Origin of the sequence: Roseateles noduli (assembly GCF_050626985.1) — a bacterium.
Taxonomy (GTDB): Bacteria; Pseudomonadota; Gammaproteobacteria; order Burkholderiales; family Burkholderiaceae_C; genus Roseateles; species Roseateles noduli_A.
The window spans coordinates 1827267-1840095 of sequence record NZ_CP192463.1 but is presented as its reverse complement, the minus strand read 5'-3'; the positions used below and the strand labels follow the sequence as shown (position 1 = coordinate 1840095).

The window sequence follows — 12829 nt, the reverse complement described above, 5'->3', positions numbered from 1 at the left end:
GTCGTGACGCACTCTGCTCTGCCCCCCACGTGGCTGCTCGATGCCGTCGCCCATCCGAAGCGGCAAGACCTGTTCGCGTTGCTGCGTCGCTGGGAATCGGCCCACCCGTCGCTGCCGCGACTGGGCGAGGCCCGACGCCCCGCGCAGGAGCCGCTGCGCGTCGGCCAGCCGGCGGAACTCGACTTCGCGCCGGCCCCCGTTCAAGCGGTGTCGCTGGCAGGCCCGACTCCGCGTGTTCGGCAACGCGCCTTCGGCCTGACCGGCCCCAACGGTCCGCTGCCGCTGCACCTCACCGAGCTGGCCCGTGAGCGCGAGCGCCATCACGGCGATCCGGCGATGCAGGATTTCCTGGATCTGCTGACGCATCGTTTCGCGCTGCTGTTCCACCGCGCCTGGGCGCAGGCGCAGCCGGTGCAGGCGATGGACCGACCGGACGACGGCGGCCAGGCCGGGCGCCTCGGCGCGCTGGCCGGACTCGGCCTGCCAGGCCTGCGCGAGCGCGACGCGCTGGGCGACGCCCCCAAGCTCGCCTTCCTGGGGCGGCTGTCCCGGCAGGTGCGCGATGCCGACGGCCTGGCGGCCTGGTGCGGCGAGGCCTTCGACGTGCCTGCGCGCGTGGAGCCCTGGTGCGGCCACTGGCTGCCGCTGGCGCCAGACCTGCGCGCCCGTGCGGGCGGCCTGCCGGCGCGCGGCGGCGCACGCGTCGGCCTGGGTCAAGGCGTGGCGCTCGGGACGTCCACCTGGGACGTGCAGCACAAGTTCCGCGTGGTGCTCGGTCCGATGGGATGGGATCGTTATCGCGGGTTCCTTCCGGACGGTGCGTCGCTGCCGCGCTTGCGTGCGCTGGTGCGGCAGTGGGTCGGACTGGCGCTGGACTGGGACCTGCGGCTGGTGCTGGACCACCGCGAACTGCCGCCGCCCCGCGTGGGCGCGAATTCGCCAGCGGCGCTGGGCCGCGGGCTGTGGCTGGGCACCGCGCCCCGGCAACGTGACGGCGACGACCTGCTGCTGCCCGCGGAGGCTGCCTTGTCACCGGGGGCTGCATCTGCATCTGCGACTGCGACCGCGACCGCGACTTCATCTGCGCCAGCGCCTGCATCCGTCGCGGCCCCTTCTTCCGTATGTCCTTCAACGACTTTCACGACGTCGATCCCGACGCTGCCCCCCGCATGACCACGATCCGTCGCGCCGACCTGTTCGGCAAGCTGCATCCGCTCCCCTACGGCGCCATCGAGAACGCCACCGTGCTGTGCAAGCTGCGCGGCAATCCCTACGTCGAGCTGTCGCACTGGTTCGCGCAGATGATCCCCGACGCGCGCAGCGATCTCTCCACGATCCTCCACCACTACGGCATCGACACCGCGCAGCTCGCGCGCGACGTGACGCAGGCCATGGACCGGCTGCCGCGCGGGTCGACGGCGGTGTCGGACTTCTCCGAGCACATCGAGGCCGCGATCGAGCGCGGCTGGGTGCAGGCCTCCCTGCGCTTCGGCCAGGATCGCGTGCGCACCGGCGCGCTGCTGCTGGGAATGCTGGAGTCGCACACCCTGCGGCACGCGCTGCTGGCCGTGTCGCGGCAGTTCGAGCGCATCCACGCCGATGACCTGGCGGAGCGCCTGCCCGCCTTGTGCCGACGCACCGGCGAGGCGCCCTCCCAGGACACCACCGATGCCGCGGCCTCGCACGGCTCGGCGAGCTCGCCGCCGGGGTCGACGGAGGCGGGCGCCGCGCTGATGGGTCAGCGCAAGGCGATCACCGCGTACTGCGTGGACCTGACCGCCAAGGCACGCGCCGGCGAGCTCGACCCCGTCACCGGTCGGGACGACGAGATCCGTCAGCTGATCGACATCCTGATGCGCCGCCGGCAGAACAACCCGCTGCTGGCCGGCGAGGCCGGCGTCGGCAAGACCGCCGTGGTCGAAGGCCTGGCGCTGCGCATCGTGCAGGACGACGTGCCGCCCGCCTTGCGCGGCATCGACCTGCTGGGGCTGGACCTGAGCCTGCTGCAGGCCGGCGCGGCGATGAAGGGCGAATTCGAGCAGCGCCTGCGCGCGCTGATCGACGAGGTGCAGGCGTCCGAGCGGCCGGTGGTGCTCTTCATCGACGAGGTGCACACCCTCATCGGCGCGGGCGGCGCGGCCGGCACCGGCGATGCGGCCAACCTGCTGAAGCCGGCCCTGGCGCGCGGTCGGCTGCGCACGATCGGCGCAACGACCTGGGCCGAGTACAAGCGCTTCATCGAGCCCGATCCCGCGCTCACGCGGCGCTTCCAGCTCGTCACGGTGGCCGAGCCCGGCACCGACGCCGCGCTGGCGATGATGCGCGGACTGGCGGCCGGCCTGGAGGCGCATCACGGCGTCGAGCTGACCGACGAGGCGCTGCAGGCCGCGGTGCGTCTGTCGCAGCGCTACATCCCCGCGCGGCAACTGCCGGACAAGGCGGTGGCCCTGCTGGACACGGCCTGCGCGCGCGTCGCGGTCAGCCAGCATGCGACGCCGGCGGCCGTCGAGGACGCGCGCCGCCGGATCGACACCCTCGCCCTCGAGGCCGCGATCCTGGCGCGCGAAGCCGCGACCGGCGGCGAGGTCGAGGCGCGCCTGGCCGCGCTCGCGCGGCAGCGCGACGAGGCGGCCGCCGAACTGGCGTCCCTGACGCTGCGCTGGGACGAGGAGCGTGCGGCGGTGGCGCGCCTGCTCGCGATGCGCGAGGACCTGAGAAGCTCGGCGTCCACGTCCGTGTCCGCGTCCGCGTCGGCCGATGCCCCGACCGACGACACCGCGCACGACCTGGCCCCGGGCCCGACCCCGGGGCGGAGCCCCCAGGCGATCGACGCGCTGCGCGAGGCCCAGGCCGCGCTGTCGACGCTGCAGGGCGAGTCGCCCCTGGTGCTGCCCGTCGTCGACGCGCAGGCCGTGGCCACGGTCGTGGCCGCCTGGACCGGCGTGCCGGTCGGCCGCATGGTCGCCGACGAGCGCGACGGCGTGCTGCGCCTGGGCGAGACGCTGGGCCGGCGCGTGCTCGGACAGCAGCCGGCGCTGGACATGATCGCGCGCCGCCTGCAGACCGCGCGGGCCGGCCTGCAGGATCCGGACAAGCCGCTGGGCGTCTTCCTGCTGTGCGGGACTTCCGGCGTGGGCAAGACCGAGACGGCGCTCGCCCTGGCCGAGGCGATGTACGGCGGCGAGCAGCACGTCATCACCATCAACATGAGCGAGTTCCAGGAGGCGCACACCGTCTCCACGCTCAAGGGCGCGCCGCCCGGCTACGTCGGCTACGGCCAGGGCGGCGTGCTGACCGAGGCGGTGCGACGCCGGCCGTACTCGATCGTGCTGCTCGACGAGATCGAGAAGGCCCATCCCGACGTGCATGAGCTGTTCTTCCAGGTCTTCGACAAGGGCCGCATGGAGGACGGCGAGGGACGATCGATCGATTTCCGCAACACGGTGATCCTGCTGACCTCCAACGTCGGCAGCGAGTGCCTCATGCGCCTGTGCGCCGACGAGGCGGTGACGCCCGAGCCGGACGTGCTCGCGCAGGCGCTGCAGGGGCCGTTGTCGCGCGTCTTCCCTGCCGCGCTGCTGGGACGCATGGTGACGGTGCCGTACCGCCCGTTGTCGCCGGCGCTGATGGGGCGCATCGCGCGCCAACGGCTGGCGCGCATCCAGGTCCGCGCGATGGAACGCCACGGCGTGGCGGTGGACTTCGATCCCGAATTCGTCGCGGCCCTGCTGGCGCGCTGCGACCAGCCCGAATCGGGCGGTCGCGTGATCGATCGCGTGCTGTCCGACACCGTGCTGCCGCGAATCTCGCTGGAGCTCCTGAGCCGCATCGGGGGCGGCCCCTCGCCGAAGCTGTCGGCGCCGCCGCCGCCGCTGAGCGCGATCCGCGTCGGCGCCGCCGAGGGCGCCTTCACCTACGCGTTTGCCTACGCCTTCGCCTGAGGAGCCCGCCGTGAGCCCTGCCGCGCCGATCGAGTCCGCCACGCCCGTGCCGGTCCCCACCGCCACGCCCTCCGCCGCGAGCAGCGCGCCGACCGGGGCGCCTCCGCTTTCCACCGCGCCCAACGAGGCCCGCTTCCTCGGCCCGGTGGCCGGCGAGGAACTGCTGTTCCGCCGCCTGCAGTGGCGCGAGGAACTCGGCCGCCTGCCCGAGCTGCGGCTGGAGCTGCTGCGCTCCAGCCAGAAGGCGCCGCTGGCCGCGGCCCGGCTGCTCGGCCAGCCCGCCGCGGTGGGCCTGCGCCAGGACGACGACACCGAACGCTTCCTGCACGGGCTCATCACCCATGTCGAGCGCGGGGGCTACGTCGGCCGCTTCGACGTCTACCGCGTGCACCTGCGTCCGTGGCTGTGGCAGCTCACGCTGGGCGCCGACTGCCGCATCTTCCAGGACCGCACCGTGCTGGAGATCCTGGACGAGGTCTTCGCCGCCTACCCCGGTGCCGGCCCCGTCGAGAAGCGCTTGCGCAATGCCCGTTTCGCGCGCCGTCCCTGCACGGTCCAGTACAACGAGAGCGACTTCAACTTCATCGCCCGGCTGCTCGAGGACGAGGGGCTCTACTTCTTCTTCCGCCATGAGCGCGAGCGCCACGTGCTGGTGCTGTGCGACTCGCCGTCCAGCCACCGGCCGGCGCCGGTGCCGCTGCGCTGGAACGAGGCGCAAGGCGTCGCGACGCTGCGCGAGGACGTGGTCCTGCAGTGGACCCGCGCGCAGTCGCTGCAGCCCTTGAGCGCGACGGCCACGGACTTCGCCGCCGAACTGCCGAGCGCCGACCTGCGGCGCGACGCGACGCGCAATGCCGTGGGACGGACCGCGGGCCGGATCGAGCGTCACGTCTATCCGGGCGGCCACGACGACCTGGCCATGGCCGGCGACGTCGGCGCCAAGCGCACGGCGGCGGCGGCGCGCCTGCGACGTCAGGTCGACCGATTCGACAGCCAGGCGGTGGTGGCGCAGGGCACGACGCCCTACCGCTCGCTGAGCGTGGGCCAGACCTTCGACTTCACCGGGCATGACGACGCCGGCCGCTGGCTGGTGACCGGCGCGATCGCCGACATGGAGTTCGCCGGCTACGAGGCCAACACCGACGCGCGCAGCACGAGCTACGTCTGCCGCTTCGCGGCCGTGCCCGCGACGGTCGCCTACCAGCCGCCGCCCGCGGCGTGGCTGCCGCGCATCCAGGGCCCGCAGACCGCGATCGTGACCGGCCCCGCCGGCGAGGAGATCCACGTCGACCGCCACGGCCGTGTGAAGGTGCAGTTCCACTGGGATCGGCTCGGGCGTCGCGACGAGCGCAGCTCCTGCTGGGTGCGCGTCAGTCATCCGTGGGCGGGCAAGGGCTTCGGCATGGTCGCGCTGCCGCGCGTCGGCGACGAGGTCATCGTCGAGTTCCTCGACGGCTGGCCGGACCGCCCGGTCATCACCGGACGGGTCTACAACGGCGCCCAGCCGGCGCCCTACGCGCTGCCGGCCCATGCCACCGTCAGCGGCGTGCGCACGCGTTCCAGCCAGGGCGGCGCGTCCGGCAGCGGCAACGAGTTGCGCTTCGAGGATGCGCGCGGCGCCGAGCATCTGTGGATGAAGGCCGAGCGCGACCTGCATCACTGGGTCGGCCGCGATCAGGTCGACACGGTGAAGCGCGATGCGCGCGCGGACATCGGCCGCCATGCGCAGGTGCGCGTCGGCGGCGATCTGTCGGTGGCGGTGGAGAAGGCGTCGCGCCTGCGCCTGGACCAGGACGTGCATGCGACGCTGGGCGCCGACCTGCGGATCGGCGTCGCCGGCGCGGTGGACGCGTCGGTCTCCGGCGGACTGACGCTGAAGGCCGCCGGCCCGGTGTCCATCGACGCGGACGGACCGGTGGACGTGTCGCTCGGTCAGGGCGCGCGCGTGACGGCCACCGGGCAGGTCAGCGTGCAGGCGATGGCGCTGACGCTGGAGGCGCAGGCATCGATCAGCCTGCGCGTGGGCCTGTCGTTCATCACGATCGGACTCGAGGGCATCTCGATCATGGGGCCGCAGATCAAGCTGTTCTCGGGCGTCCCGCCCTTGCCGGCCTTGCCTGCCGTTGCGGGCGTTCCCGCAACGCCGACGGCGCCGGAGGCGATGCCCGAGCATGTCGATCCGCTCGGACCGGACGGAGGGGCGAAATGAGCGCCAGCACGCCATCGATCCACATCGCGCTGAGCCGCCCGCCGTCCGCGCGCGAGCGTCGACGTTATGTGCACGAAGACAGCGGCTGGTTGTTCACCCCGGTCCGGCGCGAGGACCCGGCGTGGACGTCCACCGCCAGGTGCGCGCTGCCCGAGCGGCTGCACGCGCTGGCGCCGACCGTCGACGGCCCCGTGCCGAACTGGCGCGCCCGGGTGGCATGGCGCGATGAGCGCGGCGAGGTCACCGGGTCGGATGGACAAGCCGCGCTGACCATCACCGGCATGGCCGGTCCGACGCGCCGGGAGCGCGGCGCGTCGATCGACATCGAACATCCCGGGACCGCGGCGGCGCTGTTGCCGCCGGGCATCGCGGCGGAGGCGCCGAAGCAGTTCGCCCGCCTGGCCCTGGGCTGGAACACGGGCACCGACGCGACCGCGCCGGTGCCGCCGCGTGCCGAGAGCTGGCTGATCACGTTGCCCGAGGAGCAGCGGCTGCTGGTCTGGGCCCGCGCCGCACGGGAGGACGAGGCCGCGACGACGGACACCCGGGTGCGGGTCGAGTCCGACGGCCGGGTGCTGGACCCCGGCGCGTGGCGGGACAGCTTCGAGGCGTTGGACCGTCAGACCGCCGAGGCGCTCGACCGCCTTCGCCAGGCGTGGCGATCGGCCGAGGCGGTCTCGTCGACAGGACTCGCCGGTCGCCCCGCCCTGCTCGCCGCCGAGGCCGGCGTCGCCTGGGGTTATCGGGAAGGCGCTTCGCTCGACCTGGCGCCGACGATGCACATGACCGGGGCGCTGCGCGGATGCCTGTGCCGCTGGGCGCTGTCGTGGCATGGCCTCGTCGACATCGACGGCGCCCGCGCCCGGGTCCGCCTGGACGTGGTCGACGACCCGGCGCTGATGGCGTTCCGACGCGAGTGGGACTGCGCGTGGTCCCCGTCGTCGGATCCGACGACACTGCCGTGGGCGCCATGGCGTCTGCCGTTGCGGCTGACGATGGACACCGTGGCGAGCACCTCCGCCTCGTTGATCGCGGACATCGATTGGGCGAGCGAACCGCCCGCCATCGTCGGCGGCGTCGGCCTGCGACCTTCGTCTCGCGGCAACGGGCTCGAATGGGCGTTCGTGGCGGCGCTGGAACCCGTCGCGGTGCGGGTGGGCCTCAGCGAGCCGTGGACCGGCCGCCGCGAGCGGACCCTGGACTGGCTGCCGGCCCTGCCCCTCGTCGATTGGCGCTGCGACGCATGAAGCGCCACCTGACCTTGCGCCTGCGGGCGGACGGCTGCGCCGCCGAGGCCGCGCTGAACGGGATATCGCTGGCACGCGTGAGCGCATGCGGCGGCTCGACCGTCCTCCCCGTGCACGAATACCTGCTGCGCGGCGTCAACCGGCTGAGCTTGCGCGTCGATCCGGCCTCGGTGGATCACGCCCAGGCATCGACGCCGATCGAGGCCGTGCTGGAACTCCGCCTCGCGAGCCTCGGCGAGGCGTCCGCCGGTGCCGGCCATCGTGTGCTGGCCCGGGCCGCCTGGGCCAAGCCGGCCGCCTTCGACATCGACGTCGACGTCACGCTGCCGATCGACTTCCCGCGCTGGCGCTGGCTCGACGTGCCGCCGCTCCCGGTGACATCGCTGGCCGCCGTGCGTGCTCGCGCGCTGCAGTGCGTGCAGCAGCGTGTGCTCGAGTTCCGCGGCGGCGATGCCGACGGCTGGTTCGCCCTGACGCGACTGGCGCTGGAGGAACGCGGAGTGGCGTATGGCGGCGATGTTCGCGTTGCCCAGGCTGCGTTCCTGAACACCTTGCGCGCCGCACCCGACGGACGGCCCTGGTCGTGGACCTGGCCCGCGGACGAGGACCTCGTGCTGCGGCCCGAGGCCGACGGCCGCCTGCTGAGCTGCCTGCGACGCGCAGGCGGCCCCGCGCTCGAGGCGCGCTCGCGCGACGGGCGGCACACCTGGACCTTGCCGCTGCGCCTGAGCTGGCTCGACGAGCGCCTGCACGGGTTGCGCTGATCGTTCCGCATCCCCCTTGCCTACAGAAAGAAGGACACGCCATGCTGACCCTGACCGTCGTCAACGGCCCCGGCGCGCCGGCCCAGTCCGCCCGCTTCGACGAGCTGGGCGGCACCATCGGCCGCGCCGATTCCAACCTGCTGGTGCTGCCGGACCCCGGCCGCACCATTTCCCGCGTGCATGCGCAGATCGTCTACCGGCGCGGCGGCTATGTGCTGCTGGATCGCGGCAGCAACCCTGTCCTGCTCAACGGCGAACCGCTGACGGAAGGCCCGTCCCGGGAACTGGCCCAGGACGACCGCGTGCAACTCGGCGCGTACACGCTGCACGTCGACCTGCGCGCGTCGCAGGCGGTGGGCGCCGACGACGACGCGCCCACCGTGCTGGACCTGAGCGGGCGAAGCGGCCGGGGCAGCGCCGCCGGCCTGACCGGGCGCCCCGGTCCGGTGACGGATGCTCCGGGCACCGCCCCCGCATCGACCCTCGCATCGACCGCTGCATCGACCGCTGCATCGACCGCTGCATCGACCGCTGCATCGACCGCTGCATCGACCGCTGCAATGGATCCTTTCGCCGCTTTCGGGGACTGGGATGACGCGACGGAAGATCCGCTCGGCCTGGGCCTGGGCCTCGCACCCGCGTCGCGACGCGGCGATGTCGGTCGCCCTGTCGCCCATGATGAGGGCCACGTGGACGGACCGATGTCCGTCGGCACGCGTCCGGCGTCCCCCGCAGCGCTGACGCTCACGACGCCGCTTGCCGGCGTCGAGACACGACCGGAGCGTCGCGCGCTGGAATCCATGTTCGGCATTGATGAGGCCGGACCGCTCGGTGATCCACTCGGTGGTCCGCTCAATGAGTCGTTCGATGACTCGTTCGGTGCTCCCCTGGGGAGGCCGCGGAGTCCATCGCTCGACAATGCGCCGAGCGACGTCAGCACCGCCGCGGACGCGCACGCCGACGATTGGCGCCAAGCCTTTCATCCCAGGACGGCGTCATCACCCGCACCGGTCGAGCGGGTCGCGCCGCCCCCGACTCATGCGGCGGCGTCGACCGGGGCCGCGATTGCGTCGGCAGTGATCCACGCCGTGGCGCCGACCTCGGAGACCACCGTCGCGATCGCGGCGCCGCCCGCGGCTGCCGTGCCCGCCGCGCGTGCGGATGTCGGCATCGCGGCCCCGGACGATGTCGCCGCCGCACTCGCGCAGGGGCTGGGCCTGCCGCGTGACCAGTTGCCGGTCCTGACGCCGGCGCTGGCGCAGTTGATCGGCGAGCTGCTGCGCGATGCCGTCGCCGGCACCGTCGACATGCTGCTCGCCCGCGCGACGCTCAAGCGGGAGGTGCAGGCCGCCGCCACGATGATCGCGACGCGGGACAACAACCCGCTGAAGTTCTCGCCCAACGTGGACGTCGCGCTGCGCCATCTGCTGCAGCCGGCCGTGTCCGGTTTCCTCGGTCCCCGCGCCGCGATGCGTGACGCCTTCGACGACCTGCGCGCGCACCAGGTCGGCCTGGTCGCCGGCATGCAGGGCGCGTCGGCCCGCGTGCTGCGCCGACTCGACCCGGACCGCCTGGCCGAGCGCCTGCGCGCGCCGTCGCTGGTCGACAAGGCCCTGCCGATGGCGCGCAAGGCCGCCCTGTGGGAGCGCTTCGTCGAGCACTACGAGCACCTTGTCCAGGACGCCGACGAGGCGTTCCAGGCGGCCTTCGTCCAGTCCTTCCGCGCCGCGTACGAGGAACATTTCGAAACGCTTCGGCAGGCCGGACGCTGAATTCCGATGCTCACGGCCGCATCCGTCCGGCGCGAGGTGCCGTATGTCCCGGTATCCCTGTCGACGTCACCCCACTCATGACCTGGCACCACAAAGTCATCTGGACGGAGGGCATGTTCCTCCAGCCGCAACACTTCCAGCAGCACGACCGCCATCAGGCCGCGCAACATCTGGCCCGCCTGACGGCGGTCACGCCGCACGCCCGCGGCTGGCTGTCGCTGCAGCTCGACGGCGGTGCGCTGGCGATGGGCAAGATCGCGCTGCAGTCGGGCCACGGCCTGCTGCCCGACGGCCTGTCCATCGACCTGCCCGGCGACGATCCGGCGCCGGCCGCCCTCGACGTGCCGGCGGACGCGCGCGACGAGCTGGTGGTGCTCGCCGTCTCGCTGGCGCGGCCCGGCGCGGCGCAGACCGACGCCGAGGGCCCCGCCGGCGCGATGGCGCCGCGCTACCGCGTCCATGAGGCGGACGTTCCCGACGACAACGCGCATGCCCCGCGCGCCGCGGCGCTGCAACTCGGGCGGCCGCATCTGCGACTGATGCTGGCGCGCGATTGCGACGATGGCCAGGCGGTGCTCGGCGTCTGCCGCATCTCGGAGCGCCGCGTCGACCAGCAGGTGGTGCTGGACACGGCCTACGTGCCGCCGACGCTCGACGCGCTGCGCAGCGAGCCGCTGCTGCGCTGGATGCGCGAGCTGCACGGGCTGCTCAGGCAACGCGGCGACGCGCTCGCCGCGCGGCTGACCGAGCCCGGCCGCGCGGGCGTCGGCGAGATCGCCGACTACCTGCTGCTCGGCGCGATCAACCGTCACGAGCCGCTGCTGGCGCAGCGCCTGACCGGCGGACTGCTGCATCCGCGCGAGGTCCACGCGGCGATGGTGGCGCTGGCCGGTGACCTCGCCGTGTTCGGCGACTCGCGCCGGCCCCAGCCCCTGCCCGCCTACGACCACGACGATCCCGCCCTGTGCTTCGCGCCGCTGATGGCGGTACTGCGTCAGGCCTTGTCCATCGTGCTCGAGCAGGGCGCGATCCCCATCGCGCTGCAGGAGCGCAAGCACGGCGTGCGCGTCGCGCTGGTGCCGGACGTGGAGCTGCAACGTCACGCGCAGTTCGTGCTGGCGGCCGCGGCCCGGATGCCGGCGGATTCGCTGCGGTCCCGCCTCCCGGCCCAGGCCAAGATCGGTACGGTGGAGCACATCCGCGACCTCGTGAACCTGCAGTTGCCCGGCGTCACGCTGCGCCCGCTGCCGGTGGCGCCGCGGCAGATCCCCTTCCACGCGGGCTTCCAGTACTTCGAGCTGGACACGCGCGACAGCGACCAGTGGCGCCAGTTGGCCCAATCCGGCGGCCTGGCCGTGCACATCGGCGGCGAGTTTCCCGGGCTTGAACTCGAACTCTGGGCGGTGCGCGCATGAACCGCGAACTCGATCTGGACCGCGGTCTGGAGAATGGTCTGGAGCGCGGTCTGCAAGACGGTCCGCAAAACGGTCCGGACAGCGCGGACCCCTTCGCCGCGCTCGACGCGCCGCGCGCCTCGACGGCCGGCGGCCATCGTTCGGCCGTCCATGCCCGCGCGAACGCGCCAGCCTCGGCCGCGCAGGGCGCGTGGCGCGACGCGGAGCCCTTGACCCTCGACGCGCGGCCCGACGGCGGGCTCGATCCGCTGATCGCCGCGGCGCAGCCGCTGCTGGCCGCCGCGCCGCGGCTGCGGCAGTCCGCGCGACAGGAGGATCCCGCCGCGCTCAAGAGCGCGCTGGCCGACGGCCTGCGCCGTTTCGAGCAGACCGCCGCGCGCCACGGCGTGCCGCGTGACCGCGTGCTGGCCGCCCGCTACGTGCTGTGCACGGTGCTGGACGAGGCGGCCGCGTCCACGCCGTGGGGCGGCAACGGTGTCTGGGCCGCCAACAACCTGCTCGTCCAGTTCCACGACGAGACCTGGGGCGGCGAGAAGGTCTTCCGCCTGATGCAGAAGCTGGCGTCGGACGTCGTCGCCAACCGCGATCTGCTGCAGCTGATGTATCTGGCGCTGGCGCTTGGCTTCGAGGGCCGCTATCGCGTGGCCGACCAGGGGGCGGCGCAGGTGCGTCACCTGCGTCATCGCATGCACGAGCTGCTGTCGAGCCGGGCGGAGGCCGTCCCCGCGGCGCTGTCGCCGGCGGGCGTGCCGCGCCCCGACCCCGCCAACGCCATCGACGCAGCCCGGCGGTTGCGGGACGGCGTCTCCGTCTGGCTGGTGAGCGCCGTCACCGTGGCCCTCCTGGCGCTGAGCTACGGCGGGCTTCGGCTGGCGCTGTCGGACCGCACGCAACCGGTCTTCGCGACGCTCGCCGCGCTGGATGCGCCCGCGCCGCCGCGCGCGGCCCCGGCCGCGGCCGAGGTGCCGCGACTGGCCGGTTTCCTGAAGCCGGAGATCGATGCCGGCCTTGTGACCGTCACCGATCTGGCCGACCGTTCGGTCATCGTGATGACGGGCGACCGCTTCTTCGACGCGGGCAGCGCGACCCTGGATCCGTCGCTGCGCCCGCTGCTCACGCGCATCGGCGACGCCTTGCGTCCGCTGCCGGGTCAGGTCTTGATCACCGGACACACGGACGGCACGCCGATCCGCACGGCGCGTTTCCCCTCCAACTGGCACCTGTCGCAGGCGCGCGCGGAGGCGGTGCGCGACGTGCTGACCGAACGCGTGCCGCCGACGCGCCTGCGCGCCGAGGGGCGGGCCGCGGCCGAGCCGGTGGCGGACAACGCCACGCCCGCCGGACGCGCGCGCAACCGCCGCGTCGTGCTGACCTTGTGGCTGAAGCAGACGTCCGCCACGCCGTGACGGCTGGACGCCTTGATGCCTCGATGCCGCCACATCCCTGATGTCACGCGATGACGTCGCATGACGTCGCCACGC

Annotated in this window: 8 protein-coding genes; all 8 read left to right on the top strand. The window is 73.5% G+C overall.

The window, feature by feature from the left end:
• Positions 1 to 3: 3 nt before the first annotated feature.
• The 8 genes from tssG (at position 4) to tssL (ending at position 12754) form a co-directional block, all read left to right on the top strand.
• Positions 4 to 1173, top strand: a complete 1170-nt coding sequence (gene tssG / locus ACQ4L4_RS07935) for a type VI secretion system baseplate subunit TssG (protein ID WP_431103708.1) — start codon at positions 4 to 6, stop codon at positions 1171 to 1173.
• Positions 1170 to 3941, top strand: coding sequence for a type VI secretion system ATPase TssH (tssH, locus tag ACQ4L4_RS07930; RefSeq protein WP_431103707.1), 2772 nt, complete (start codon positions 1170 to 1172; stop codon positions 3939 to 3941). The genes tssG and tssH overlap by 4 nt, the downstream gene beginning before the upstream one ends.
• Before the next feature lie 10 nt (positions 3942 to 3951).
• A complete protein-coding gene (locus ACQ4L4_RS07925) occupies positions 3952 to 6150 on the top strand; it encodes a type VI secretion system Vgr family protein (RefSeq protein WP_431103706.1) in 2199 nt (732 codons plus the stop codon).
• Positions 6147 to 7397: a hypothetical protein gene (locus ACQ4L4_RS07920; RefSeq protein WP_431103705.1), complete on the top strand. Its 1251-nt coding sequence runs from the start codon at positions 6147 to 6149 to the stop codon at positions 7395 to 7397. The genes ACQ4L4_RS07925 and ACQ4L4_RS07920 overlap by 4 nt, the downstream gene beginning before the upstream one ends.
• Positions 7394 to 8161 carry a hypothetical protein gene (locus ACQ4L4_RS07915; RefSeq protein ID WP_431103704.1) on the top strand — a complete coding sequence of 256 codons (768 nt, stop codon included), beginning with the start codon at positions 7394 to 7396 and terminating at the stop codon, positions 8159 to 8161. Before ACQ4L4_RS07920 ends, ACQ4L4_RS07915 begins: the two co-directional genes overlap by 4 nt.
• Before the next feature lie 41 nt (positions 8162 to 8202).
• On the top strand, positions 8203 to 9933 hold the full coding sequence (gene tagH, locus ACQ4L4_RS07910; protein ID WP_431103703.1) for a type VI secretion system-associated FHA domain protein TagH: 1731 nt from the start codon (positions 8203 to 8205) through the stop codon (positions 9931 to 9933).
• A 77-nt stretch (positions 9934 to 10010) separates the two neighbouring features.
• Complete coding sequence (gene tssK, locus ACQ4L4_RS07905) at positions 10011 to 11348, top strand: type VI secretion system baseplate subunit TssK (protein ID WP_431103702.1); 1338 nt, start codon at positions 10011 to 10013, stop codon at positions 11346 to 11348.
• On the top strand, positions 11345 to 12754 hold the full coding sequence (gene tssL / locus ACQ4L4_RS07900) for a type VI secretion system protein TssL, long form (protein ID WP_431103701.1): 1410 nt from the start codon (positions 11345 to 11347) through the stop codon (positions 12752 to 12754). The genes tssK and tssL overlap by 4 nt, the downstream gene beginning before the upstream one ends.
• The last annotated feature ends 75 nt before the right edge of the window (positions 12755 to 12829 follow it).

Excerpts from the sequence above, each read along its gene's own strand:
- tssL (WP_431103701.1), top strand. The coding sequence starts at position 11,345 with ATGAACCGCGAACTCGATCTGGACCGCGGTCTGGAGAATGGTCTGGAG.
- ACQ4L4_RS07915 (WP_431103704.1), top strand. The coding sequence starts at position 7,394 with ATGAAGCGCCACCTGACCTTGCGCCTGCGGGCGGACGGCTGCGCCGCC.
- tssH (WP_431103707.1), top strand. The coding sequence starts at position 1,170 with ATGACCACGATCCGTCGCGCCGACCTGTTCGGCAAGCTGCATCCGCTC.
- ACQ4L4_RS07920 (WP_431103705.1), top strand. The coding sequence starts at position 6,147 with ATGAGCGCCAGCACGCCATCGATCCACATCGCGCTGAGCCGCCCGCCG.
- tagH (WP_431103703.1), top strand. The coding sequence starts at position 8,203 with ATGCTGACCCTGACCGTCGTCAACGGCCCCGGCGCGCCGGCCCAGTCC.
- tssK (WP_431103702.1), top strand. The coding sequence starts at position 10,011 with ATGACCTGGCACCACAAAGTCATCTGGACGGAGGGCATGTTCCTCCAG.